The following is a 24,319-nucleotide window of genomic DNA, read 5'->3' on the forward strand; positions in this document are numbered from 1 at the left end:
GTTGTGGATAAGTAAGCCGCAGTGCTTACAAAAAGAGGCGGAACAAGGGACGAGGAGACGGCGGATGCGCTGCCCGTTTTGCGGAAATATCGATACTCAGGTCAAGGATTCACGCCCGGCAGAGGATCACGTCGCGATCCGCAGGCGACGGTTCTGTCCGGCCTGTGGCGGACGCTTTACCACCTATGAACGGGTACAGTTGCGCGATCTTGTGGTGATCAAGACCAACGGCAAGCGCGAGGATTTTGACCGGGATAAACTGGAGCGTTCGATCCGGATCTCGATGCAGAAACGCCCCATCGATCCGGACCGGATCGATCAGATGATCTCGGGTATCGTGCGGCGCCTGGAAAGCATGGGCGACACGGATATCCCGTCCAACAAAATCGGTGAAATCGTCATGGAAGCGCTGGCCCGGATTGATACGGTGGCGTATGTTCGCTTTGCGAGCGTTTACAAGAATTTCCAGGCGGCCGATGATTTCGAGGAGTTTGTCCACGAACTGCGCCCGCCGCAGCCTTCGACGGACGAGTGAGCGAAACAGATAAGCGATATATGGCGCTGGCTTTGTCGTTGGGTCAGCGCGGACAGGGCACGTGTTGGCCCAACCCTTCCGTAGGGTGTGTCATCGTGCGTGATGGCCGGATCGTCGGTCGCGGGTGGACGCAGCCGGGCGGGCGCCCTCATGCCGAGACCGAAGCCCTGAAACAGGCCGGAGATGCCGCGCAGGGCGCAACGGCCTATGTTTCGCTGGAACCTTGTGCCCATCATGGCAAAACACCCCCTTGCGCGCAGGCCCTGATTGACGCCGATGTGGCGCGGGTCGTTTCAGCCATCGAAGACAGCGACCCGCGTGTAGCCGGGCAGGGCCTGGCCATGCTGCGTGAGGCCGGTATCAAAGTGACTACCGGTGTGCTGGATGAACAGGCTGCCAAGGCCCATGCGGGTTTTTTTCTGAAGACCGAACAGGGCCGCCCATTTGTAACTTTGAAACTGGCCAGCAGTTTTGACGGGCGGATTGCAACGTCCAGCGGTCATAGCCAGTGGATTACTGGACCCGAAGCGCGGCGTCTGGTCCACGCCATGCGGGCGCAACACGACGCGGTACTGATCGGCGCAGGCACCGCGCGTGCGGATGACCCATCCCTGACAGTGCGTGATCTGGGCATTGCGTCACAGCCGGTTCGGGTCGTTGTATCGCGCCATCTGGACCTGCCGCTGATGGGGCAGCTTGCGCGCACGGCCTCTGACGTTCCTGTCTGGATATGTCACGGCCCGCATCCGGATCCGGATCGTGCCAATGCCTGGCAGGGCATGGGTGCGCGCCTGATCCCGTGTGCATTGCAGGAACACCACATTGATCCGACGGACCTGTTGCAGCAGCTTGGACATGCCGGCCTGACACGTATCTTTTGCGAAGGCGGTTCCGCTCTGGCCGCATCGTTACTGGCGGCGGATCTGGTCGATGAACTGGTCGGGTTCAGTGCCGGGCTGACCATCGGTGCGGAAGGCCTGTCTGCGATTGGGGCGCTGGGTCTTGATAAACTGAACGAAGCGCCTCGGTTCGACCTGATCGAAACACGCGCTGTTGGCGGCGATATTTTGCATCGCTGGTCGCGGGCCTTGCGCTAGCGCCCGCGCCACAGGTGAGCATGGGTTGCGAATGCACCCTGAAGCTTTGACAGCAGACGATTCAAAGGCCCGTGTGGAGCGTCATACCCCTCGGCCAGTCGTTGCAGTACGACCTCAACCGGGCAGGGCAGGCCCGTTTTCGGATCCAGATAGCGGGGGTAGTCGATAAGGACCGCATGAACCAGGCCCGACAGACTGGGTCGCGCGCCTCGCCGGGCGGGAACTGTGCCCAGATCCTGCGTCAAACCCCATCCAGCATAGAATGGCGCGCCGAGCGTTGTCACCGGGACACCACGCAAAAGGGCCTCGAACCCCATGAGTGACGTCATGGTCCAGACCTCATGTACCTGTGGCAACAGAATGCCCGGGTTTGTGTGCGGAACAATGATATCTGCCAGACCTTCGGCTTCGATTGCGCCTTCCCGAAGCCCCGCCTCGACATCTGGATGAGGTTTGTAAACCAGGATCGCGTCCGGGTTTGCTTCACGCGCAGCCCTTAGCAGGTCCATATTCGTGCGCACGGCTCCACAGCCCAGCAGGATGGAGGCGTCGTCCTCGACCTGACCCGGGATCAGGATGCGGTGCCCGTCCGGCAAATCGGGCGGGTGGGTGCCGGTATTGTATTTGCTCAGACTGTTCGAGATGATTTGGGTAACCAGCCGCTCGGCCCGGAGCGCCTGATCGGGCCGCAGGTTTCCCCGGGCCGTGATCAGGTTTTCCAGTTGGCTGGGGCGCGTCGGGTCATAGTAAATTCCCAGATCGTCCGTCACCAGCGACAGCGGAGGCACAAGATTGGCGCCCAGCCCCCGTGATCGCAAAAAACCGTCTTCAACCCTGGTAACGCCGTCTAGATCCCGCGCCTGATTGGCCCACACCATATGAGGCCGTTGCGAAGCGCCAGGAGGATCGGCAGTGAAACGAATTTTGCGCTGTTGGCCGAACATCCGCTGCAGGTGCGGTCGTTTCCACAGCCGCATGCCCGATGCGGTCCAGCCCGCATGATCCTGCCGCCAGGCGCGTGACTGCGCCTCGAGCGTGTTTAACAGGGTCTCAAGCTCGCACAACTGGTCGCGGTACGGATCGTACCATGTTGGATAAAGCAGCATCGCAGCGGCGAACAACTGAGCGCGTGTCAGGTTTCTCTGGCGTCTTGCAAGAGGTGTTTCATCCTGAGTGAGCCCCCATCCGGCGTAAAAGGGTTGCCCGAACACCCGGGGCTTGTGACCGGCGAGAATGGCTTCGAACCCCAATTGTGAAGACAGCGTGTAGACCCCAATCGCGCCTTCCAGCAGGGTCCAGGGGCTGACCGGATCATTGAAAAACCGCACCCTGCCAGACAGGTCCTGATCGGTAAAGTGGCCGGGCCGGTGCCCTGACTGCGTTTCCGGATGTGTCTTTATCAGGATTTCGGCACCCGGGTTTTCCTCTTGCGCGATGACCAGCATCTCGCGGAAGCGGGCCGTGTCCCCCTTGCTGGCAGTTACGGCGGCGTCGCCCATGGTCTGGTCGACAACCAGAACATAGCCGGGGTCTGGGGCTTGGATGTTTGGATCAAAGGCTGAATACTTGCTCAGGTGCAGTTCCTGCATTCGCGCCATCGCGCCGCGCGCACGGTCCAGCAGGGCCGTGTCGTCCAGCGGATGTCTGGCCAGCAGGGTTTCCAGATCCGAGGGTTGATCAGGGTCGAAGTGCAGACCTGAACGGTCCAGCAGCAAACCCAGCGGCGGTTCGCCTGAGCGACCGGGGTGCAAGGACCGAAGAAAGGCATCCTCGACCCGCAATACCGGTGTCTGGTGCTTCGACGCGATCTTCAGCCCGCGATGCGCGGTCGGGCTGTTGCCCCAGACACCAACTAGATCACCGGGCTTCGGCAGGCCCAGACGAATATCAAACCCGGCCAGAGACAGTATCCGCCAGATGCGCCGTGATGTGAGAAACCCGCCGTTGTAGACAAACAGCCGGGTGCGTTCAGCCCCGGCTGCGGTGTCCTCTTGCGGCAACATACATCAGTAGCCGGTCAGTGTTGCGACATTGGCGATCGGGGTCAGTCCACCCGCAATCAACGAAATAGACTTACTCCACTGCGCATAGGGCGCTTCGGTCACGTAAATCGTGTCATCGTCGCGGATTACGAAGTCCCGCGCAATGAACAGGCCATTCGGGGCCGTCAGATTAAGCAGGTAGATCAACCTTTGATCCCCTTGCAGATCTGCCCGGCCCATCACATTGCGCGCCACATCCTGACGTTCTCTGCGAAGAACGAATATGCCGGTCGGGTCCGACGACAGCGACTGAAGACCGCCAACCTGCGCCAGGGCTTCCAGCGCGGACAGGTCCTGACTGTCAAATGCAACGCGGGATTGTCCTCCGGTTGCACCCAGCGCGATATAGGAGCGGCTGTCTTCTTCAACCAGAATGCGGTCGCCACCGCGCAGGGCGACGTCCAGCTTGGGGTTGCGGAACAGATCATCGTACCAGATGGTCCCGCGCTGATCACCTCGGATCAGCGTGACCAGCGCAATGTCGGACGAGACAGTGACGCCGCCGGCCTGCGCCAGCATCCCGGACAATGAGCGGGTCGGGCGCTGGATCGCGTAGATCCCCGGTGCGCCAATGGTTCCGGTCAGGGACACGGTCGAGCCGTCACCGGCAGCACGACGAACTTCGACCTGCGGATCCGGGGTCTGGTCCTGCAGTTTGCTGGTGATCAGGGTGCGCAATTCTTCCGGTGTGTTGCCGGCAGCCCGCAAACGACCGGCATAGGGAACAAAGATGAAGCCTTCGCTGTCGACCTGAACTTCTTCGAGTGTCGTGGCCGGTCCCGTCTCGCTGGCCAACAAGCCGTCATCCACGTTTTCCCAGATTGTCAGCCCCAGAACATCGCCGGGGCGAACGGTGTCTGCGGTCAGGTTCGGGGCAGTGCTGAAGGCGGCAGAGAAGCCGTATTGGGGCACGGCAGATGTTGCCTTGGCGACGCGGTCATCCACTTCCACGACAAATGCATTCCCGCCATTCTGCACAGAACCTGCAAGGATTTCAGATTTGTTCGGGCCGGACTTGGGAAGCTGGCACGCAGCCAGAAAGCCGCAAGCCGCCACGAGAGTTACCCCCCGTATCCACCGGATTGGAAAGCGCTTCACTGCCGATATACCTCAATTATCTTTCTTTCAGCGCAGGCTACCCGCAATGTGGTGTGACTTCCAGAAACAACCGTCCAGATTCACTGAACGATTCTCAACTGTGGCGTCAGCGCCGCTTTGCCTGACAGAACTGTTTGATATGGATCTTGCGGCCGCAACATCATGTCGACAGCCCGTCGCAACAATTGCCGCCGCCCCCGGCATGAATAGAACCCACCGGGCACCTGGCTGGTTTCCAGAAGAAACCGGCGATAGATCCGATAGGCACCGCTGTCAGGGGCGACCGGGTTCGCGAAGAAAGCAGTCAGGGCCTGCCCGGAAACGAATTCGGGTTTGTCATAGACGGACTTGCCGAAAATTCGCAGGGGAATGCCGCGCCATAACACTTGCTGGCCGGCGGTCGAATTGATCGTGACCGCAGAATTCGCATCATCCAGAAGTCCGGCAAGCTTGCCACCGGGAACATAGTAGACGCGATCGTCAATCCCGTACCGGGCCGACAGTTCACGCACGCGTCGTCGCAATGGTTCGCGATGATTTTCCAGCGGATGTTCCTTGATCACCAGCCGATGATGTCTTGGCGCGCCCTTTGCGAAACCTTCGAGAATTTGATCCAGAAAATCGCTCATGCAGGAATACCCGGAATGCGCCTGTACCGAGCTGTCATGACCCAGTTGCAGCAGGACCATGTGATAGGGGTGACCGCCCAGCCGAACGCGGGTCGTTGCCCAGATCCGCTGTAGCCGGTGAAATGGCATAAGGGACAAACGCTTGAAGTACAGACGAAACTCCTTCGATACCGGCAGGTCCCGATGAGGTCTGAAATTGCGATAGCGGCGGTTCAGGAACAGCACAAACCAGTGATACAGGGCACCGTAAAAGATATGTTGCCTCATATCGCCCCAATGGGACGGTGGTGGTGATTGCGTATCTGACTGGGCTAGGGCCTGCTGCATCTGGTCAACGTTCAGGTCCATCAGCCGGGAATTTCCGTTCGAGCCCGTGCGTTCATATGTGACCCACCAGGGGCGCAGATAGCCTTCTTCGAACACGTGGACGGTGATGCCCCTTTCCCTTGCGATTTCGACTGCCTGAGCATGGATCGGACGCGTGTCGCCATAGAGTACGATGTCTGTGATATCGAGGTCGTTGATCAACCCGGTCAGGGTTTCCGGCCAATGCTCTGGTTTGTCCAGGAACGGAATGTAGGATGAGCGATCGAACCAGAACGCGTGGTCGCCGGCATTGAAGCCGACGCGCCAGACCTGCGCGCCGGATGCGCGCAACATGCGCCCAAGGGCGTTGAAAAACGGGCCATGAGGTCCCTGCAGAAACAGGAACACACGGCGATCCGGGGCATAGGGCAGGTGGGTCATCGGGACTGCTGTATTCGTGTTAAATTGTCAAAACTATGCCCGTTTTGCGATTTCCCGGCAAGCCGGGGCTTGCCCGAGAAGCCGCTTGGGCTTACCTCGGCTGTGGAAGCGAGACACAGGTTAGGAACAGAGGGTTAACAGAATGTTCACAGGGATCGTCACCGATGTTGGCACTGTCACCGAGCTGGAACAGCAAGGCGATCTGCGGGCCCGGATCAGCACCGGCTATGATACTGCGGGCATCGATCTTGGCGCTTCGATTGCCAGCGACGGGGTCTGCCTGACCGTTATCGCGCTGGGCGACGACTGGTACGATGTCCAGATCAGTGCTGAAACCGTGTCAAAAACCAACCTCGACGCCTGGCAGGTTGGCAAGCGTGTCAACCTTGAACGCGCCTTGAAGGTTGGAGACGAACTGGGCGGGCATATCGTCTCGGGCCACGTGGACGGGGTCGCTGAGGTGGTTGGCATTGAAGACGAGGGCGACAGCACTCGTGTTACACTGCGCGCACCCAAGCATCTGGCCAAGTTCATTGCGCCCAAGGGATCGGTCGCTCTGAACGGCACCTCGCTGACTGTCAACGCGGTGGAAGGTTGCGACTTTGGGATCAATTTCATCCCGCACACCAAAGAGGTCACGACCTGGGGTGATGTTCGAATGGGCGACCGCGTCAATCTTGAGATCGACACGTTGGCCCGATATGTTGCGCGGCTGGCGGAAATGTCCTGAACTTTAAGGCCGAACAACGCCGCGTTCTGGTCCGCTGACGCCGCATGTGGTCTGGCCTTTGGGCGAATGGTGGTCTATCCAGCCGCTCATACGTGCTCTTGCGAAAGGCTGCCCCATGAGCTTTGAAACCCCCGGCCCGGTCGAGGCCCAGTTGCGTGACGCGATAAGTCCGATCGAAGAAATCATCGAAGAGGCGCGCAAAGGCCGGATGTATATTCTGGTGGATCACGAAGATCGCGAGAACGAAGGCGATCTGGTCATCGCCGCCGAATTCGCGGATGCCGAGGCAATCAATTTCATGGCCACCCACGGGCGCGGCCTGATCTGCCTGCCGATGACCGCCGAACGGGTCGACGCGCTGGGCCTGCCGATGATGGCGGTGAACAACTCGTCCCGGCATGAAACCGCCTTCACCGTGTCTATCGAGGCGCGTGAAGGTGTATCAACCGGTATTTCCGCAGCTGACCGCGCATTGACTGTGTCGACCGCAATCAATGAGCAAAACACGATGGCGCAAATCGCCACCCCCGGTCACATCTTCCCGCTGCGGGCCAAGCGGGGCGGGGTGCTGGTGCGTGCCGGTCATACCGAGGCTGCCGTGGACATTTCGCGTCTGGCGGGGCTGAACCCCTCGGGCGTGATCTGCGAGATCATGAAACCGGACGGCACCATGGCACGCCTGCCTGATCTGGTCGCCTTTGCTAAAGAGCACAACATGAAGATCGGCACGATCAGCGATCTGATCGCGTACCGGTCCCGCAATGACAATCTGGTGGTCGAAACCTCACGCGAAACGGTGATGTCGGAATATGGTGGCGAGTGGGAGATGCGTCTGTTCACGGACCAGACCCACGGCATTGAACATGTGGTCATGACCAAGGGCGACATTACCACGCCCGAGCCTGTCCTGACCCGAACCCACGCCCTGCACGAAGCGCCGGACATCCTGGGCCTAGGCCCGAAATCGTCGCGGGAACTGCCCCGCGCGATGGAAAAAATCGCCGAGGAAGGGCGCGGGGTCGTGTGCTTGTTCCGCCAGCCGCGCAACTCGCTGTATGCGGCCGAGGACGAAGGCCCGCGCACCATCAAGCAAACCGGTCTGGGCGCTCAAATCCTGTCCAAAATGGGCGTTCAGCAACTGGTGTTGCTGACGGACTCGCCGGAAACCGTTTATCTGGGGCTCGATGCGTTTGGCCTGTCCATCGTTGGCACCCGCTCCATACTCAAGGATGACTGATCGTGGCTGAACAAGACAAACATGGCGTTCTGCCGACGCCGACATTCGATGAACCGGTGAAACTGCTGATCGTGGCCGCGCCTTTCTATCGCGCGATTGCCGACAACCTGATCGCCGGAGCCAAGGCCGAGATCAAAGCGGCAGGTGGCACTTGCGAGGTTGTCGAGGTGCCCGGTGCGCTGGAAATCCCAACCGCCATCGCCATGGCCGATCGTCAGTGCAACTTTGATGGCTATGTCGCGCTGGGCTGCGTTATCCGCGGTGAGACCACGCATTACGAAACGGTATGCAACGATTCCAGCCGGGCCATTCAGCTCATGGGCTTGCAGGGCTTGTGCATCGGTAACGGTATCCTGACTGTCGAGAATGACGATCAGGCAGAAGTCCGCGCAAACCCTGAAAAGATGAATAAAGGTGGCGGAGCGGCCGCTGCGGCCTTGCATCTGATCGCGCTCAGCCGTAAGTGGGGCTCTTCCAAAAAGGGCGTCGGCTTCAAGCCTCCGTCCGAGTCCATCCTTGTGGCGGGCGACAGCAACGGACCCACGACAGCATGACCCAGACAGACGCGCCGAAACCGGCCAATCAGAAACGCTTGATGAAATCCGCAGCCCGGCTTTACGCCGTGCAGGCGTTGTTCCAGATGGAGCAGTCGGGACAAACGACCGAACAGGTTGTTAATGAGTTTCTGGATCACCGGTTTGGCGCAGTTTACGAGGGCGAAGAAATGCTGGATGGCGACATCAGCGTTTTTCGCAAGCTCGTGGATGATGCCGTGAACTATCAGGCGCCGATCGACCAGATGACCGATCGCGCATTGGTCGCAAAATGGCCCATCGCGCGCATCGACCCAACTTTGCGTGCAACCTTCCGTGCTGCAGGTGCCGAACTGACCCAAAGCGACACGCCGCCCAAAGTGGTCATCACCGAATTCGTCGATGTCGCACGGGCCTTTTTCCCGGAAGGCAAGGAGCCGAAATTCGTGAACGCCGTTCTAGATCACATGGCGCGTGAGGCCAGGCCCGAGGCGTTCTGACGCCTTTACCGGCGACCGACAAGCGCTAGACTGAATGTCAGAGCGCAAGGAGGCCCGCCATGCCCAAACTGATACGGTTATACATCACTCAGGTTGCCTGGGGATTTGTCATCTCGGCGGCTTTCGTTGCGGTGCTTTTGGTTTTCAACGTCGCCAATCTGCGCAATCTGATCACCGGGTCGGAACTTGGCCTGATTGCATTGCTGATGATCTGGTTCATGAATGGAATCGTTTTTGCCGGGGTGCAATTTGCCTATGCCGTCATGAGCATGGCGGAAAAGCCGCAGGGGCCACGCCGGGGAACCCCGGTTATCCACAAATTTGAACCCGCCTTGGTGAAGCAGGAAACTGGCGCAGAGCGCTGATTTTTTAGCGGAAAATGTGGCGGGACCACCAGTCAACCGTGCGGTGTGATTCCCGAGGACCTGTATGTACAGGTGGGCGCCAGGTAATCAGGCCAGGACCTGAACAGAGCCAGCCCCCTCGGAATTGCTTAAGGCCACCAGAATGCTACCAGTCACAAGAAGGGCAGAACCCGCCACGCGCCTAAGTAGGGGTTGCAGCGGGTTTGCACAAGGGGTCAGGCATCAACAGTTTCGTGCAATGCGGTGCGCATCTTGCCGAAATGCTCATCCCAACCGTTATCCAGCGCCAGGATCAGGCCAAAGGCCTCGGCGCCCTGTGGCAGGCCTTCGTGCAGCAGGCCAAGCTTCGTGCCCCCGGCAACGGGTTCCAGGGTCCATTTTACTATACTGACGGCTTCTCCCATCGGCTTCACGGTGAACGTGTATTCAAGGTATTCGAAAGGGTGTGCCTTTTTGACTTCACCCCAGATCAGCAGATCGCCGCTGGTGGTTCCAAACATCGCCAGCTTGCCGCCCTCGGTCAGGGGGTGTTTGGGTTTGTGAAACCACTCTGCCAAGCGGTCAGGGTCGGTCAGATAAGCCCAAACCGTTTCAGGTTCGGCACGCAGGAAGATTGTTTTCTGCAAAACAGCGTTGGTCATTTCTTTTTCCCTTCAATAGCTTCCTTCAGATTGTTCAGACGGTCATCCCAGAACTGATCAAAATAGCTGAACCAGTCCAGAACGGGTGCCATGCCTTGGGGTTCCAGGCGGTTGATGCGCTCTCGCCCGCGAGCCTCGACCGTAATCAGACCGCCATCGGACAGAACGGTCAGGTGTTTCTTGACGGCAGCTCGGGTCATGTCGAAACGGTCCGTCAACTGGCCTATCGTCAGATCCTCCGATGCCAGCATTCTTACAATGTCTCTGCGGGTAGGGTCGGCCAGCGCCCGGAATGCAAATTGTGTTTGTGTGTTCATTGGTCACCTCAAAGAGATACCGATTGGTATCACGTTATTATGATACTGAATGGTATCATGTCAACATGTTTGAGGGGCTTGATATTTGTTCATGAATTGTTCACATATTTTGAATGACACTGGAAATGCAGCCCGGCCAGAAACTGGCCCGCGGGGTTTCACGCCACCTTCTGACCCACGGGTATGTTTCAATTGAAGAATTTGTTCCCGCGCGTGGATTGCGGGTGGACGTGATGGGGCTTGGCCCCAAGGGCGAGCTTTGGGTTGTGGAATGCAAATCCAGTTGGGTGGACTATCAATCAGATTCCAAGTGGCACGGCTACCTGGAGTGGTGCGACCGGTTCTTTTGGGCCGTCGATACCGAATTTCCGACCGAGATGCTGCCGCCGGAAACCGGCCTGATCATTGCCGATGCCTATGATGCAGAAATCGTCCGAATGGCGCCAGAGGACAAGGTTGCCCCGGCGCGGAGAAAAAAGATGATCCAGAAATTTGCCATGGACAGCGCCCGCAGGCTGCACGCTTTTCGCGACCCCAGGCTGTAAACGCTCAGCCCTGAACCGCGCGGGCAGCCTGTGCTGCGGCGAGAATTTCTTCCGCGATTTCTTCAGCTTCTTCCGGGTCAAAATCCATCGGAATCTCGACGCCATCGGCTTCGATGAACAGGCGGACCATGCCGTGATCGGTCGGACCGATCTGCAGGTTAGCCTGAATGTCGCGTTCGGTATTGATGCCCATAAGTGCCTCCGGGACTGAGCATTCGTGCTAGCGCGCAAAGGGTTGAGAATCAAGTCGCCTTTGCGGTCAGATGGCTTATGGAAGATGCGCTTATCAGACCGTTTCGTTCCGACGATGCATCGTGGCTGGTTGACCAACACGACCGTCACTACACGCGCGACGAAGGCTTTGACCACACATTTGCGCCGCTTGTTGCCAGTATTCTGGACGCATTTACTGCATCGCATGATCCGGCCAGGGAACGCGGCTGGATTGTTGAACAGGCGGGCGAAAGGCTGGGAAGTATTTTTTGCGTGTCGCTGGACCGTGACACGGCAAAGCTGCGGCTGTTTCTGCTTGTGCCGCAAGCAAGAGGGCAGGGGCTGGGCAAACGGCTACTGGACACCTGCATGAGCTTTGCGCGCACTGCCGGTTACAAGGAAATGGTCTTGTGGACGCATGAAAGCCACAAGGCCGCGTGCGCGCTTTACAAGGCGAACGGTTGGCAGCTGACGGGCAGCAAACCGGTACACTCATTCGGCGTCGATCTGGTTGAACAAAGCTGGAGAATTCAGCTTTAATCCTCTTGCAATCCCGCTGCGCGTTCGGTACATCGCCCCTCACGAGTGCCGCCTTAGCTCAGTTGGTTAGAGCGCTGGATTGTGGATCCAGAGGTCCCCTGTTCAAGCCAGGGAGGCGGTACCACTTCTCCCTATTATCTCAGGTACGGATTTTCGCAACCTAACCCGCATTGGGCTAGGGCAAAAAGACGTTCGGGCCTGGTTGTCCAGACCCGGTCATTGATTCAAAAGCGTTTGTTAACGCGCCAGATTCAGGCGAAGCCGCATTTTGGACCGTTTGGCCTGCGGCAGGTGCCGGTTCAGGTGCTTGTTCACCCTGCCGAACCCCCAGACGATCACCAGTGTCAGCAGGATGAAATAAAAGGCCAGAATCGGATAGGGGACAAACGGGTTGAATGTTTTGTCCGCAAAATAGCTGGCGTAGTACAACGCGTCTCCGCGTTGTTGCCAGGCCGGAAAGGCCGAGAAAAACACCAGCGTGGTTGCGTGGAACAAAAAGATCGCCTCGTTTGTGTAGGCAGGCCATGCTAGGCGCAGCATCGTAGGCCAGACAACGCGGCGGAAACGGGACCACCCGGTCAGACCGTAGGCGTCGGCCGCCTCGATATCGCCCTTTGGGATCGAGCGCAGGGCGCCATAGAAGATTTCGCCCGTGTAGGCGGCCGTGTTCAGGAACAGAACGATCAGCGCCCCAAGCCATGCCGAGGTCAAGGCGTCGAACATGGGGTAGGATTTCTTCAGCGACAGGAAGAAGAAATAGGCAAAGAAGAACTGGATGAACAGCGGCGATCCCCGGAAGATGAAGATGAACCATTCAGACGGTTTGCGCAGCCATTTGTTGGCGGACGACTTGCCGACGGCCAGCGCGGTGGCCAGAAAGAACCCGGTCGCCAGCGCCATCAGGCCGAAATAGACGTTCCAGATCATCCCCGATCCGATCAGGGTGAACTGTTCGCACAAGGTAAAATCGTTGCGCGGCAGCAGGCGCTCGCCGAGGCCGATGGAACGCAGGGCATAGTCCTGGATGGTTTGCAGGCAGCTCATGCGGTGGTCTCCTTGCGCAGCAATTCTCCGCCGGATGTTGCCTGACCGTGCGACAGTCGCCGCATCAGTCGTTCAAGCCCGATTTCGGATACTCGGGTCATGCCCAGATAGAAAAGCAGGAGGAACAGGAAATACCACATGCGCCAGTCACCATGCGGGTATTGCGTGAATTTCGACGTCTTGGTGCCACCCAGCTCACGCGCCCAGTAGACGATATCCTCAATCCCCAGCAGGAACAGCAGGGGCGTGGCTTTGATCAGCACCATCCACAGGTTCGACAATCCGGGCACGGCATAGACCCACATTTGCGGAACAAGCACGCGCCAGAAGGTCTGACGGCGGGTCATGCCATAGGCCTCGGCGGTCTCAAGCTGGGCGTGCGGCACGGCGCGCATCCCCCCAAACAGAACGTTGGCGGCGAATGCACCGAATACGATCGAGAATGTGATGATGGCCAGAAAGAACCCATAGGTTTCGTGCACCCATTCCGGCGAAGTGCCCAACGGCAGCTTGGCGGCCTGACAGACGATGAAATCATTGCCCTGTCGAATCGGATCGGTCCAGTCGGGGCAGAGGACTTTGTGGCGGGTCCATTCGAACGCCTGATCCAGTGCAATCACGAAGAACAGGAAAAACGCGATGTCGGGTACGCCTCGAACGATGGCGATATACCCCTTGCCCAGCCAGCTGAGCGGTGGGAAATGTGACCGGGCGGCCATGGCTCCTGCGAAACCAAAGCTCAGCGCGACAGGGGCGGTGACAGCCAGAAGGGCCAGTACCTTGACGAACGAAAGATAAAACGACCAATGCACGCCATTGGTCAGATAGCAGGAAAACCAGCGGAAAGTGCCGAGCGTGTCGGGATCGGTACAGTAGGAGAACATAAGGCGTCTTTCGAACGTCGGATCCGGCGCGGGGCCAAGACAGGTTCGGCGCCAAGAGGCGCCGAACCATCAGACAGAGTTTTTAGTTGGTAACGACTGAGCCGTCAGCGTTGTATGTCGGAACGCCTTCGCCGAACCACTTGATGATCAGCTCGTTCAGGCTGCCATCCGCCTTCATCGAAGTAATGGCTTCGTCGAACTTGCCGCGCAGCTCGCCGTCGGATTCACGGATACCGAGACCGATGCCGCCGCCAAGCGGAACATCGTCGCCGACAAATACCAGTTCACCGCTGGATTCTTCGACGATCGGCACCAGGAAGTCCTTGTCTGCAAATACAGCGTCAGCCTCGCCGTTGCGAACCGCAGCGATGGTTTCTTCAGGGGTTGCAAACTCGACGAGGGTCGCGCCGGATTCGGCCACGTGGCCGGCCTGGATCGTTGCGGTTTGCGCCGCGACGATGCCGCTGCTTACGTCAACACCTTCGGATGCCCCGACATAAGCCGATGCCGCCGGAGGGAAGTAGTTCTGGGTGAAGTCGATAACCTCATCACGCTCATCGGTGATCGACATGCCCGCGATGATGGTGTCGTAGTTGCCCGAAACCAGGTTCGGAATGATCGAATCCCAGTCGTTCTTGACCCATTCGCATTCCAGACCGGCGCGCTTGCACAGCTCGTCGCCGACTTCGCGCTCGAACCCGTCGATTTCGCCTGAGTCATTGATGAAGTTATACGGAGGGTAGGCGCCCTCGGTCCCCATGCGGACGGTATCGGCCATTGCCATGCCAGCGGTCAACGCCAGTGCTGCAGTGGTCAGAATCAGGTTTTTCATTGGTTACTCCCCATTAGTGATTCTGTGGATCAGTTAAGCCGCCTTGGTGGCGGAGAGAAAGCCCCGAAGCCGTTCGGATTCCGGGGTGGTAAAGATATCTTCGGGCAGGCCTTCTTCTTCGATAAGGCCCTGATGAAGAAAGACAACGTGGCTGGAGATGTCAGCAGCCATCTTCATGTCGTGGGTTACGATGATCATGGTGCGGCCCTCGGCGGCCAGATCCTTGATCACCTTGATGACTTCCTGCTCCAACTCGGGGTCCAGTGCCGAAGTGGGTTCGTCAAACAGCAGCGCCTCGGGTTCCATGCACAGCCCGCGCGCGATAGCTGCGCGCTGTTGCTGACCGCCCGACAGTTGTGCCGGATAGACGTCACATTTGTCGCCGATACCCACTTTTTCCAGGTATTTGCGCGCGCTGTCTTCAACCTCGGCCTTGTCGCGGCCCAGAACGGTTACGGGTGCTTCCATCACGTTTTGCAGAATGGTCATGTGGGACCAAAGGTTGAACTGCTGGAATACCATCGACAGGTTGGTCCGGATGCGCAGGACCTGTTTGGGGTCTGCGGGCCGGCGATGATGACTGTCACCACTCCAGCGAACCGGCTCACCCTTGAACAGGATTTCGCCCTCCTGACTGTCTTCCAGAAGGTTGCAGCACCGCAGCAGGGTCGACTTTCCGGAGCCGGAGGATCCGATGAGCGATACAACATCCCCTCGCCTGGCTGTAATATCCACCCCCTTCAGCACCTCCAGATGCCCGAAGCTTTTGTGAAGGTTCTTGATCTCGATAACGGGAGTGGAATCTGTCACGGGTCGTCCAGTTGTTGTGATTGTTAGTGCGGTAATAGGGCGCAAAATGTTGAGCAATGCAATGCGCAAATAACATGTTCCCATCGGGAAACGACCAAATTGAACAATTCAGCTGTTCAATTTGTTCAGTCGTGCGACCCGAACGCTTGCGGGGCCGGGGGCGTGGAAACCGCCAGGTAGCGCTCGGCCGGGATGTTGACCAAACCGTTGATGTGCAGTGCCTGGCAGTCGGCATCCGACAAACGGGTAATGGCCCTTCTGACGGCCCCGGCGATGCGGCCGGCGTCTTGCCCAAGGGCAGTTATGTAGGGCAGCGTCGGTGTCGGTTCCGTTCTTGCGACTTCGCGCAGTTGCGATCCCAGTTCTGTGTGTTCCCTGAGCAGCGTCCAGGTCAGCAGGTCGAGCGAGGCATAGTCGGCCCGTCCGTCCGCGACCGCGTTTGCGGAGCGCGCGTGGCCGCCGGTTTCAAGCAACTTACCCGGGCGCAGGCCCAAAGCGGACAGATGAGTAACAGGTGCGGACCACCCAGATTGGGACAACGCCTCGTTATAAGCGAAGATGCCGGTCGCCAATTCGGACAAGGGGCGTGTGTCATCGGTGCGGGCCACAAACACAGAGCAGTAATAGCCGGTTGGGCAGTCGGGCAGGCCATAATCGGGCGTGCCGACCAGTTGCACTTTTCCGTGCAGGCTTGTGCGGTAGGGCATTCCGCAGGTTTGCGACAAAACCAGATCGGGGTCTTGCCAGACCTCCCAGAAATCCTGGTCTCGGGTCAGGTGCGTCGGGCCGAACCCAAGTTCCGCACGAATCAAGCTCCAGAACCGGTCATTGGCCGCGTGAAGCGCGGGCATGTCGTACATGCCCAGCATCGCCGTCACGATTTGGCAGCCTTTTGTCTGGCTAGCGCGGAGTCCACGTCGCTGACACCCAGAAGACTGACCACTAATCGCAGAAGCGAATCCTCTTCTCCCGAGCGCTGCCCATCGGCAAGAGCCACAGACCACATTGCCTGAACGACGGCCAGTCGGTCGTCATAGGCGACGGCTTCCTTGATGGCGCGGGTAAAGCGCACGGTGTCCGGTGCCTCGCTTTCAAGGTCTTCCGCGCGGGCACGAAGACCGGCGGCCTCGAAAGGGGACAGACCGTAGCGTTCTGCCGAAATCCGGTCGATCCGCGCCATTTCAGAGTCTGCATAGTCGTTGTCGGACCGCGCGATACGAACCATCAAGGCGGTCAGCGCCAATCGGGCATCGTCTTCGGCAAGCGGGTCGGGCTGAGGCTGGGAAAGCCGTGACAGAAAATCCTTGAACATGAGAGAGATATAGATCCGGTTTATTCAGCTTCCAAGCGTGACAGCACCCGTTCGCGGGCAATCTGGCTGTCCTTGAAGCTAAGGCCCATGGCAATCCGGGCCTCTTCCACGATTTTCATTTCACCTTCGTCAGAGTTGCCATCGGCCAGCACGATCTCCCACAAGGCATCCAAAGCCGCCAACCGTTCTTTCAGGTCTGTTGTTTCGCGGATCAGCTTGCCGAATGTGTCGGTGTCGGGGGCCGCCGCGTGCAGCTTTTCGCAAGTTGCCCGCACTTTTGCAGCCTCGATCGCGTTGTGCTGGTAGAGGCGGGCCAAAATCCTGTCGATCAGGCTGATTTCTTCAAGCTTATAATCCCGATCCGCCTGTGCCACCCGCACCATCAGGGCCCCAAGAGCCAGTTCGGCATCCGGGTCGGGCAGTGTCGTCTGCTGGGGTGGGCGAAAGGCCTGAAAAAGCTTTTTTAGCATGAGCGCAGCTTATCCCATATTTTGTAGGTCGCCAAGCGTGGACTACCCGTCATAGCCCTGAACAATCACCAGATCGCTAGTCGCGACCGGGTCACGCAAAGCCTTGGCACGTTGATAGGCGTCGCTATCATAACAGGCCAGCGCATCCTCATAGCTTGGAAATTCAATCACGACCGTACGCGACCGCGAGGTGCCTTCCTTGATTTCGTATTCACCACCGCGGACCATGAACTTTGCCCCATAGGCGTGAAAAGGTTCGGCGTTTGCCGCAATATAGTTTTTGTAGGTTTCAATGTCGTCCACATCGACGTGAGCGATCCAGTATCCTTTGGTCATAACTTGCCCTCTGATTCACGCTATACGTGGCCTGATTGTGTGGCACATGGCAATCCCGCAAATGACGAAAACCGCCCTTCGGAGTTTATTCGCCGGATTTGCCCGATTTGCGGAAATCGTGTATGCATAATGATTAATTAGACAAAGCAATTTTCGCCTCACGTATTCAGCGGTGCCTTGGTGCGATTGATTTTTGTCCAGGACGTGGACGCACCCTAAACGCGCTTTGATGTTGTGAGATGCGGTATTTTCGGAGGTCAAAATGGTTAAGCCCAAGAAAGTTGTCGACATACCGAAAAAGATCAACAAAGGGTTAAGCTCTGCCAAGCGGTCCACAATGTTGGCTATCCTTGGCATGCCGCGGCCTGTGTTGGACAACAAGTGCCGAGGAATTGCAGGAAACGACAAGCTCAAATCGCTGATGGTCACAGACGACGTGGGGCCGTTCAAAGCGACCGGCCTGAAACCCGCTATTGCTTCGCTGCGCGGCGTTATGGCGGATGTGAAAGATGCTCATCCAGAAGTGTTCAAAACCCTTGGGAGTTCGGGGATGCTGTGTGTCCGAAAAATCAAAAACAGCAACAATCCGTCCAATCATTCATGGGGTTGCGCAATCGACATCAATATCGAAGGTGCATTGGATGGTATCGGTGTCAAAGGGGGAACCGATGGTAAGGACGGCAAGACACTGGCGGGCCTTGCCGCGATGGCACCGTTTTTCAACGCGGCTGGCTGGTTCTGGGGCGTGGGTTTCAGCAGTTTTGAAGATGGAATGCACTTCGAGATTGCTGACGAGACCATACGCAAGTGGCACAAGGACGGTGTTTTGGGAGAGGCGATTTCAAACCGGACCGTCCCCAACGCAAACCTTTCCATTGGCGATATCGGGGCCGAAGTTCAGGAACTGCAAAAGCGGCTGGCGGAATTGGGCTACGACATTATCGCGGATGGTGAATTCGGCCAGATCACGCATGCAATTGTGATTGATTTCCAGGCGGAAAACGGTCTGGAACCGGACGGTATCGTCGGGCCCAAGACCCGCAAAGCACTGAAGCTCTGACTGGTGCAGTAGCCGGGCGCTGTTCAGCGCCCGGTCAGTCTGTTGGGTCAGACCAGGCGCGACGTATCTTTGGCCGCGCGCACGAAATCGCGGAACAGCGGATGCGGGTCAAACGGCTTGGATTTGAGTTCCGGGTGGTATTGCACCCCGATGAACCACGGGTGATCCGACCATTCGACAATTTCCGGAAGGCGGCCGTCAGGTGACATGCCCGAGAAGTTCAGGCCCGCCTTTTCAAGCTTGTCCCGGTACTTGATGTCCACTTCATAGCGGTGACGGTGGCGTTCTTCGATATTGGTGTTGCCGTAGACCTCGGCCACTTTCGATCCTTCGGCCAGCACTGCGTTGTATGCGCCCAGACGCATGGTACCGCCTTTGTCGTCACCGACTTTGCGTTCGATCTTGTGGTTGCCCTGCACCCACTCTTTCAGGTGGTAAACCACGGGTTCAAAACGTTTTTTCCCGGCCTCGTGGTCGAACTCCTCAGAGCCCGCCTCGGTGATGCCGGCGGCGTTCCGCGCTGCTTCGATGACGGCCATCTGCATGCCCAGACAAATACCCAGATAGGGCACCTTGTGCTCGCGGGCATATTGCGCGGCCTTGATCTTGCCTTCTGTCCCGCGCTCTCCAAATCCGCCGGGGACAAGGATGGCATGGTAGCCTTCCAGATAGGGCGCGGCATCCTCGGTGTCGAAGATTTCCGCATCAACCCATTCAATCTTCACCTTCACCCGGTTCGCCATTCCGCCATGGGTCAGTGCTTCGGCGATGGACTTATAGGCATCTTCCAACTGAGTGTACTTGCCGACGATGGCGACCTTCACTTCACCTTCGGCGTTGTGGATGCGATCGCTGACATCTTCCCATTTCGCGAGATCCGGTTTGGGGGCCGGGCTGATCTGGAACGCATCCAGAACGGCCTGATCCAGCCCTTCATGGTGATAGGCCAATGGCGCGTCGTAGATCGTGGACAGGTCTTGCGCCGCGATCACGCTGTCCGGGCGCACGTTGCAGAACAGGGCCAGCTTCTCGCGCTCTTTTTGGGGGATCGGACCTTCGGAGCGGCAGACCAGGATGTCAGGGGCCAGCCCGATGGAACGAAGTTCCTTCACCGAGTGCTGGGTTGGCTTTGTTTTCAGCTCACCCGAGGCCTTAATATAGGGCAGCAGCGTCAGGTGCATAAAAATGCACTGGCCGCGTGGTTTGTCCTGGCTGAACTGGCGGATGGCTTCAAAAAAGGGCAGGCCCTCGATATCGCCGACGGTGCCGCCGATCTCACACAGCATGAAATCGACCTCATCCTCGCCGATGGAGATGAAATCCTTGATCTCGTTGGTAACGTGCGGAATGACCTGAATGGTCTTGCCAAGGTAGTCGCCACGGCGCTCTCTCTCGAGCACATTGGAATAAATTCGCCCCGAACTGACCGAGTCGGTTTTTCGGGCGGCAACACCGGTGAAACGCTCATAGTGGCCAAGGTCCAGATCCGTTTCGGCCCCGTCATCGGTGACGAAAACTTCGCCATGTTCAAATGGTGACATCGTGCCGGGATCGACGTTCAGATAGGGATCCAGCTTGCGCAGACGCACCGAATATCCCCGGGCCTGCAACAGCGCGCCCAAGGCCGCCGACGCCAGTCCTTTGCCCAAGGACGAAACCACACCACCAGTGATGAAAATAAATCGCGCCATGTTTTTTCGGCTGCTCCCGTGAGACGTCAAAATCAGCTGCCCGGCGGTTCCGAAAAACCGCTGCATCACGGGACTTCACGTATAAAGGATTCGCGCCAATAGCGCAAGAGAACCGCAAGATGCTGTTGCAGTTCTCTTTCAGGTTTCTAGGTCTAGTGAATCAGTCGGCTTGCGGAATCAGCGGCGCGTTGTCGCCCTGCGCCGGTGGCAGAAGATCATCCGCCGACGGAACCGCTGGTGTGCTGTCTTCTGTTGCGGCCGGTGCCGGAACGCCCAGACGATCGATCACCGAACTGCCCGAGGATTTCTGAGCCGCCAGAATGGTCAGCGTGATCGAGGTTACGATAAAGCATGCCGCCAGGATCCATGTCAGCTTGCCCAGCGCGGTTGCAGCCGCACGACCGGTCATGGCGCCACCACCACCCCCGCCCATGCCAAGGCCGCCGCCTTCGGACCGCTGCATCAGGACGACGGCGATCAGGCCCAGAGCCAAAAGAAGATGGATGATGAGAACGACGTTTTCCATGGTGGTCCTGTACAGCGTGGCGTGTATCGCGTGGTATCTATGCAAGTTTGATGCTGGGGGCAAGGGAGGAGTTGGCATCAAGAACCCTGATGCCTCAGATCACGTCAAAGGGACTGGACAGCAGGGCTTTTCCTCGCGCAGGCTGCGGCCATGCCACATGATGATCACGATCACCCGCACGCCCTTTTGCCGCCTGAACCCGCGCTTCGCGTTAAGGCACTTGAGACGATTCTGACACGCAAGGGTTTGATTGATCCAGCAGCGCTGGATGAGATCATAGATACGTATCAGAACAGGATCGGCCCTCAGAATGGTGCCCGCGTTGTCGCCAAGGCCTGGAGCGATCCGGCCTTCAAGGCCGCGTTGCTGGAAGATGCCACGCCGGTTGTGGCCGAACTGGGATACTACGGACGGCAGGGTGAACATATGGTGGTGGTGGAAAACACGCCCGATCAGCACAATATGGTCGTCTGTACATTGTGCAGCTGTTACCCTTGGCCGCTGCTTGGAATACCGCCGGGCTGGTACAAGTCGGATGCCTACCGGGCGCGTGCAGTGCGAGAACCTCGCAAGGTACTGGCGGATTTTGGCGTGACGCTGCCCGATAACACGTCGGTCCGGGTTTGGGATTCCACGGCCGAGGTTCGATACCTTGTACTGCCGATGCGTCCGCATGGAACGGAGGGGTTAGGCGAAGACGAACTCGCCACGCTTGTCACGCGGGACAGTATGATCGGGACCGGATTGCCGAAGGTGCCGGCATGACTCGCGTGCACGACATGGGTGGACGTTTCGGCGACGGACCGGTTCGCCCCGAGCCCGAGGACGGCCCTGTATTTCCCGAAGGCTGGCACGCCCGGGCGCTGGCGCTGACCCTGGCAGCCGGACCACTGGGACAGTGGAACATCGACATTTCCCGCCACGCACGGGAACGCCTGTCGCCCAAGGATTACACCCGGTTCTCGTACTATGAAAAGTGGATCTCCGCCCTTGCCGATTTGTTGGTGGAACGCGGCGTCCTGACGCCCGATGACCTGGAGGGGAACCTGTCCAAAGGCCCACATCCGTTGGCAGGCAAGGCCATGAAGGCCGAAGCAGTGGCCCGTGTACTATCCAGTGGTGGTCCCGCCGATCGTCCGTCGGATATTCCGGCCAGGTTCGTGGCAGGCCAGGACGTCGTTACCTCGCATCTGGCGGCCAATCGTCTTGTGGACGGCGGTCACACGCGTCTGCCCATCTATGCCGCCGGTGCAAAGGGGCGCATTCTGAGACTGCACGGAACGCATGTTTTTCCCGATTCAAACGCACACGGTCTGGGAGAAGCCCCTGAACCGCTTTACGCAGTGGTCTTCCCCGCATCTGAACTCTGGGCCAACCCGGAACACCCGAGGGATGAGGTGGTTTTGGACGTCTGGCAGAGCCATCTGGAACCCGCATGAGCACCTGTCTGACACATTCGGCACCTCAGCCCGTTTTTGACCAGCCATGGCACGCACAGGTCTTTGCGATAACCATGGCCCTGAACGAAACCGGTCGGTTCGGTTGGTCAGATTGGGTCGCCAGGTTTTCGGCGACCTTAAGAAAACATGGGCTGAGCAAAGAGTTGGATGGCGGAGATGATTATTTTCACGCCTGGCTCGAAACGCTGGAGGCGCTGTTGGCAGAGCATGGTGATGCTGCCCCGGATGAACTCCTGTTGCTGCGGCACGCTTGGGAAGACGCCTATCTGACGACGCCTCATGGTGAGCCCGTTTGCCTCAGGTAAGGGTGAGGGGGCGCTGCCCCCGCCGCCCACCGGGCGACTCCCCCGGGATATTTCGGGCCAGATGAACAAGGGATCCGGACTTCATCTGGCCCAAAAATATCCCCGCCGGAGGCATCGCGCGCAGCGCGATTTGCGGATGCGTCGAATTACCTGTTTCCCTGCTGCTGTCACCTCGCTATACGAGCCGGGTTTGGTAAATCAGCACAAAAGGACCTGGTATGGCCAATGTGGTTGTTGTCGGAGCCCAGTGGGGCGACGAGGGAAAAGGCAAGATCGTCGACTGGCTCAGCGAACGGGCGGACGTGATCGCGCGTTTTCAGGGCGGGCATAACGCCGGTCATACTTTGGTTATCGATGGCGAAGTCTACAAGCTTCATGCGCTGCCATCCGGTGTTGTGCGCGGCGGCAAGCTGAGTGTCATCGGCAATGGCGTGGTTCTGGATCCGTGGCATCTGGTCAAAGAGATCGAAACGGTCCGGGCACAGGGTGTCGATATCACGCCCGATACACTGATGATCGCAGAAAACACACCGCTGATCCTGCCGATTCACGGCGAACTGGACCGCGCGCGCGAAGAGGCTGCAAGCAAGGGTACCAAGATCGGCACAACCGGGCGCGGCATCGGGCCGGCATATGAAGACAAGGTCGGTCGCCGTTCGGTCCGTGTTGCGGACCTGGCGGACGGGGCAACTCTTGAAGCTCGGGTTGACCGGGCGTTGCAGCATCACGACCCGCTGCGCAAAGGCTTAGGGATCGAGCCGGTTGACCGCGACGGTCTGATCGCGCAGCTCAAGGAGATTGCGTCGCAGATTCTGCCGTTTGCCGCCCCGGTCTGGAAGGTGCTGAATGAAAAGCGCAAAGCGGGCAAACGTATTCTGTTCGAAGGGGCGCAGGGCGCCTTGCTGGACATTGATTTCGGAACCTATCCCTTTGTGACCTCGTCCAACGTGATCGCAGGGCAGGCTGCAACCGGGGTCGGCATCGGCCCGGGGTCCATCGATTTTGTGCTGGGTATCGTCAAAGCCTATACGACGCGCGTGGGCGAGGGGCCGTTCCCCACGGAACTGGAGGATGATGACGGTCAGCGCCTTGGTGAGCGTGGTCACGAATTCGGCACGACCACTGGTCGTAAGCGCCGGTGCGGTTGGTTTGACGCCTGCCTGGTGCGCCAGACCTGCGCGACCAGCGGTGTGAACGGTATTTCGCTGACCAAGCTGGATGTTCTGGATGGTTTCGAGACGCTCAAGATTTGCGTGGGTTACGAACTGGATGGCGAGCGCCTGGATTATCTGCCCACGGCGGCAGATCAACAGGCGCGTTGCAAGCCGATTTATGAGGAAATGCAGGGGTGGAGTGAATCGACCGAAGGCGCGCGCAGTTGGGCGGACTTGCCAGCCAATGCGATCAAATACGTTCGCCGTGTCGAAGAACTGATCGAATGCCCTGTCGCCCTGTTGTCCACCAGCCCGGAGCGGGAAGACACCATTCTGGTGACAGACCCGTTTGCCGACTGATGAGCGACGAACAAAAAACCGGCCTGAGCTACAAAGCGCGCCGCCGCTGGTCGCTGATTATTCTGCTGGTTGGCTTGCCCGTTTACGTCGTTGCCGTGGTGACGGTTGTGAACTGGCTGGATCGCCCGCCAATCTGGCTGGAACTGCTGGTCTACATCGTGCTTGGCATCTTGTGGGCATTGCCGTTCAAGTTCGTTTTCCGTGGTGTTGGCAAAGAAGACCCTGACCAGGGATCACGTTAGCCACGCCGGCGAAAGCGAGTGTGTTGGAACGACGGAAACGTACGCGTCTTCCGGTTCGTTCCCA

At 58.6% G+C, this 24,319-nt stretch carries 31 protein-coding genes and 1 tRNA gene; 16 read left to right on the forward strand and 16 right to left on the reverse strand.

Going from position 1 to position 24,319, the window contains the following annotated elements; translation table 11 throughout:
- Positions 1 to 64: 64 nt before the first annotated feature.
- Together nrdR and ribD are read left to right on the forward strand one after the other, a co-directional pair.
- Positions 65 to 535 carry a transcriptional regulator NrdR gene (nrdR, locus tag ACR0J8_RS16780; protein WP_039525240.1) on the forward strand — a complete coding sequence of 157 codons (471 nt, stop codon included), beginning with the start codon at positions 65 to 67 and terminating at the stop codon, positions 533 to 535.
- Complete coding sequence (gene ribD / locus ACR0J8_RS16785; RefSeq protein WP_480526346.1) at positions 532 to 1,632, forward strand: bifunctional diaminohydroxyphosphoribosylaminopyrimidine deaminase/5-amino-6-(5-phosphoribosylamino)uracil reductase RibD; 1,101 nt, start codon at positions 532 to 534, stop codon at positions 1,630 to 1,632. The genes nrdR and ribD overlap by 4 nt, the downstream gene beginning before the upstream one ends.
- Here the strand turns inward: ribD and ACR0J8_RS16790 are convergent.
- From ACR0J8_RS16790 to ACR0J8_RS16800, 3 genes are all read right to left on the reverse strand, one after another.
- A complete protein-coding gene (locus tag ACR0J8_RS16790; protein ID WP_480526348.1) occupies positions 1,629 to 3,635 on the reverse strand; it encodes a capsular polysaccharide biosynthesis protein in 2,007 nt (668 codons plus the stop codon). The two genes, ribD and ACR0J8_RS16790, sit on opposite strands and share 4 nt — an antisense overlap.
- 3 nt (positions 3,636 to 3,638) lie before the next feature.
- Positions 3,639 to 4,772, reverse strand: coding sequence for a polysaccharide biosynthesis/export family protein (locus ACR0J8_RS16795; RefSeq protein ID WP_480526350.1), 1,134 nt, complete (start codon positions 4,770 to 4,772; stop codon positions 3,639 to 3,641).
- An 80-nt stretch (positions 4,773 to 4,852) separates the two neighbouring features.
- Positions 4,853 to 6,148, reverse strand: coding sequence for a capsule biosynthesis protein (locus ACR0J8_RS16800; RefSeq protein ID WP_480526352.1), 1,296 nt, complete (start codon positions 6,146 to 6,148; stop codon positions 4,853 to 4,855).
- Positions 6,149 to 6,290: 142 nt separating this feature from the next.
- Between ACR0J8_RS16800 and ACR0J8_RS16805 the strand changes: the two genes are divergently transcribed.
- From ACR0J8_RS16805 to ACR0J8_RS16825, 5 genes are all read left to right on the forward strand, one after another.
- Complete coding sequence (locus ACR0J8_RS16805) at positions 6,291 to 6,878, forward strand: riboflavin synthase (protein ID WP_480526354.1); 588 nt, start codon at positions 6,291 to 6,293, stop codon at positions 6,876 to 6,878.
- Between the two features lie 115 nt (positions 6,879 to 6,993).
- Positions 6,994 to 8,115 (forward strand): 3,4-dihydroxy-2-butanone-4-phosphate synthase, encoded by a 1,122-nt coding sequence (ribB, locus tag ACR0J8_RS16810; protein WP_321253721.1) that lies wholly within the window; start codon positions 6,994 to 6,996, stop codon positions 8,113 to 8,115.
- A 2-nt stretch (positions 8,116 to 8,117) separates the two neighbouring features.
- Positions 8,118 to 8,669 carry a 6,7-dimethyl-8-ribityllumazine synthase gene (locus ACR0J8_RS16815; protein ID WP_170616594.1) on the forward strand — a complete coding sequence of 184 codons (552 nt, stop codon included), beginning with the start codon at positions 8,118 to 8,120 and terminating at the stop codon, positions 8,667 to 8,669.
- Positions 8,666 to 9,148 (forward strand): transcription antitermination factor NusB, encoded by a 483-nt coding sequence (gene nusB / locus ACR0J8_RS16820; protein ID WP_170677597.1) that lies wholly within the window; start codon positions 8,666 to 8,668, stop codon positions 9,146 to 9,148. The genes ACR0J8_RS16815 and nusB overlap by 4 nt, the downstream gene beginning before the upstream one ends.
- Positions 9,149 to 9,207: 59 nt before the next feature.
- Complete coding sequence (locus tag ACR0J8_RS16825) at positions 9,208 to 9,513, forward strand: hypothetical protein (RefSeq protein WP_480526357.1); 306 nt, start codon at positions 9,208 to 9,210, stop codon at positions 9,511 to 9,513.
- 215 nt (positions 9,514 to 9,728) lie between these two features.
- On the opposite strand, the gene ACR0J8_RS16830 is transcribed toward ACR0J8_RS16825, so the two are convergent.
- Together ACR0J8_RS16830 and ACR0J8_RS16835 are read right to left on the reverse strand one after the other, a co-directional pair.
- A complete protein-coding gene (locus tag ACR0J8_RS16830; protein ID WP_480526359.1) occupies positions 9,729 to 10,154 on the reverse strand; it encodes an SRPBCC family protein in 426 nt (141 codons plus the stop codon).
- Positions 10,151 to 10,471 (reverse strand): metalloregulator ArsR/SmtB family transcription factor, encoded by a 321-nt coding sequence (locus ACR0J8_RS16835; protein WP_170616585.1) that lies wholly within the window; start codon positions 10,469 to 10,471, stop codon positions 10,151 to 10,153. The genes ACR0J8_RS16830 and ACR0J8_RS16835 overlap by 4 nt, the downstream gene beginning before the upstream one ends.
- Before the next feature lie 113 nt (positions 10,472 to 10,584).
- Here ACR0J8_RS16835 and ACR0J8_RS16840 point away from each other — a divergent pair, with 113 nt between their 5' ends.
- Complete coding sequence (locus tag ACR0J8_RS16840; RefSeq protein ID WP_170619748.1) at positions 10,585 to 11,016, forward strand: MmcB family DNA repair protein; 432 nt, start codon at positions 10,585 to 10,587, stop codon at positions 11,014 to 11,016.
- Between the two features lie 4 nt (positions 11,017 to 11,020).
- Here ACR0J8_RS16840 and ACR0J8_RS16845 read toward each other — a convergent pair whose 3' ends face one another.
- Positions 11,021 to 11,209 carry a DUF6324 family protein gene (locus tag ACR0J8_RS16845; protein WP_170616580.1) on the reverse strand — a complete coding sequence of 63 codons (189 nt, stop codon included), beginning with the start codon at positions 11,207 to 11,209 and terminating at the stop codon, positions 11,021 to 11,023.
- Between the two features lie 77 nt (positions 11,210 to 11,286).
- Between ACR0J8_RS16845 and ACR0J8_RS16850 the strand changes: the two genes are divergently transcribed.
- Both ACR0J8_RS16850 and ACR0J8_RS16855 read left to right on the forward strand, forming a co-directional pair.
- Entirely contained in the window at positions 11,287 to 11,769 is a 483-nt protein-coding gene (locus tag ACR0J8_RS16850; RefSeq protein WP_480526361.1) for an N-acetyltransferase family protein, read from the forward strand.
- A gap of 47 nt (positions 11,770 to 11,816) precedes the next feature.
- A tRNA-His gene (locus ACR0J8_RS16855) sits at positions 11,817 to 11,893 on the forward strand.
- Positions 11,894 to 12,006: 113 nt separating this feature from the next.
- Here the strand turns inward: ACR0J8_RS16855 and ACR0J8_RS16860 are convergent.
- From ACR0J8_RS16860 to ACR0J8_RS16895, 8 genes are all read right to left on the reverse strand, one after another.
- A complete protein-coding gene (locus ACR0J8_RS16860; protein WP_170677588.1) occupies positions 12,007 to 12,813 on the reverse strand; it encodes an ABC transporter permease in 807 nt (268 codons plus the stop codon).
- Positions 12,810 to 13,697, reverse strand: coding sequence for an ABC transporter permease (locus ACR0J8_RS16865; RefSeq protein WP_480526364.1), 888 nt, complete (start codon positions 13,695 to 13,697; stop codon positions 12,810 to 12,812). Before ACR0J8_RS16865 ends, ACR0J8_RS16860 begins: the two co-directional genes overlap by 4 nt.
- A gap of 82 nt (positions 13,698 to 13,779) precedes the next feature.
- Positions 13,780 to 14,529, reverse strand: a complete 750-nt coding sequence (locus ACR0J8_RS16870) for a transporter substrate-binding domain-containing protein (protein ID WP_170616571.1) — start codon at positions 14,527 to 14,529, stop codon at positions 13,780 to 13,782.
- 33 nt (positions 14,530 to 14,562) lie between these two features.
- Entirely contained in the window at positions 14,563 to 15,339 is a 777-nt protein-coding gene (locus ACR0J8_RS16875) for an ABC transporter ATP-binding protein (RefSeq protein WP_170677584.1), read from the reverse strand.
- A gap of 125 nt (positions 15,340 to 15,464) precedes the next feature.
- Positions 15,465 to 16,217 carry a phosphate/phosphite/phosphonate ABC transporter substrate-binding protein gene (locus ACR0J8_RS16880; RefSeq protein WP_480891247.1) on the reverse strand — a complete coding sequence of 251 codons (753 nt, stop codon included), beginning with the start codon at positions 16,215 to 16,217 and terminating at the stop codon, positions 15,465 to 15,467.
- Entirely contained in the window at positions 16,214 to 16,651 is a 438-nt protein-coding gene (locus tag ACR0J8_RS16885; protein ID WP_170677580.1) for a tellurite resistance TerB family protein, read from the reverse strand. Before ACR0J8_RS16885 ends, ACR0J8_RS16880 begins: the two co-directional genes overlap by 4 nt.
- 20 nt (positions 16,652 to 16,671) lie before the next feature.
- Positions 16,672 to 17,121 carry a tellurite resistance TerB family protein gene (locus tag ACR0J8_RS16890; protein ID WP_170616560.1) on the reverse strand — a complete coding sequence of 150 codons (450 nt, stop codon included), beginning with the start codon at positions 17,119 to 17,121 and terminating at the stop codon, positions 16,672 to 16,674.
- Between the two features lie 42 nt (positions 17,122 to 17,163).
- On the reverse strand, positions 17,164 to 17,457 hold the full coding sequence (locus ACR0J8_RS16895; protein WP_170677578.1) for a DUF1330 domain-containing protein: 294 nt from the start codon (positions 17,455 to 17,457) through the stop codon (positions 17,164 to 17,166).
- Between the two features lie 262 nt (positions 17,458 to 17,719).
- Between ACR0J8_RS16895 and ACR0J8_RS16900 the strand changes: the two genes are divergently transcribed.
- Positions 17,720 to 18,517: a peptidoglycan-binding protein gene (locus tag ACR0J8_RS16900; RefSeq protein WP_480526369.1), complete on the forward strand. Its 798-nt coding sequence runs from the start codon at positions 17,720 to 17,722 to the stop codon at positions 18,515 to 18,517.
- 47 nt (positions 18,518 to 18,564) lie between these two features.
- Here ACR0J8_RS16900 and ACR0J8_RS16905 read toward each other — a convergent pair whose 3' ends face one another.
- Together ACR0J8_RS16905 and secG are read right to left on the reverse strand one after the other, a co-directional pair.
- Positions 18,565 to 20,208 (reverse strand): CTP synthase, encoded by a 1,644-nt coding sequence (locus tag ACR0J8_RS16905; RefSeq protein ID WP_480526371.1) that lies wholly within the window; start codon positions 20,206 to 20,208, stop codon positions 18,565 to 18,567.
- Positions 20,209 to 20,368: 160 nt separating this feature from the next.
- On the reverse strand, positions 20,369 to 20,734 hold the full coding sequence (secG, locus tag ACR0J8_RS16910; protein WP_170616550.1) for a preprotein translocase subunit SecG: 366 nt from the start codon (positions 20,732 to 20,734) through the stop codon (positions 20,369 to 20,371).
- Positions 20,735 to 20,884: 150 nt separating this feature from the next.
- Between secG and nthA the strand changes: the two genes are divergently transcribed.
- From nthA to ACR0J8_RS16935, 5 genes are all read left to right on the forward strand, one after another.
- The gene (gene nthA / locus ACR0J8_RS16915; RefSeq protein WP_480526373.1) at positions 20,885 to 21,499 is read left to right on the forward strand and encodes a nitrile hydratase subunit alpha; all 615 of its coding nucleotides are present in this window, start codon (positions 20,885 to 20,887) and stop codon (positions 21,497 to 21,499) included.
- On the forward strand, positions 21,496 to 22,173 hold the full coding sequence (nthB, locus tag ACR0J8_RS16920; protein ID WP_480891252.1) for a nitrile hydratase subunit beta: 678 nt from the start codon (positions 21,496 to 21,498) through the stop codon (positions 22,171 to 22,173). Before nthA ends, nthB begins: the two co-directional genes overlap by 4 nt.
- Complete coding sequence (locus ACR0J8_RS16925; protein WP_170616543.1) at positions 22,170 to 22,499, forward strand: nitrile hydratase accessory protein; 330 nt, start codon at positions 22,170 to 22,172, stop codon at positions 22,497 to 22,499. Before nthB ends, ACR0J8_RS16925 begins: the two co-directional genes overlap by 4 nt.
- A gap of 218 nt (positions 22,500 to 22,717) precedes the next feature.
- Positions 22,718 to 24,013: an adenylosuccinate synthase gene (locus ACR0J8_RS16930; RefSeq protein ID WP_480891255.1), complete on the forward strand. Its 1,296-nt coding sequence runs from the start codon at positions 22,718 to 22,720 to the stop codon at positions 24,011 to 24,013.
- Positions 24,013 to 24,255, forward strand: a complete 243-nt coding sequence (locus ACR0J8_RS16935; RefSeq protein WP_170806099.1) for a DUF2842 domain-containing protein — start codon at positions 24,013 to 24,015, stop codon at positions 24,253 to 24,255. Before ACR0J8_RS16930 ends, ACR0J8_RS16935 begins: the two co-directional genes overlap by 1 nt.
- Positions 24,256 to 24,319: the final 64 nt, after the last annotated feature.

The sequence above is a fragment of the Ruegeria sp. N11 genome, from assembly GCF_056531525.1.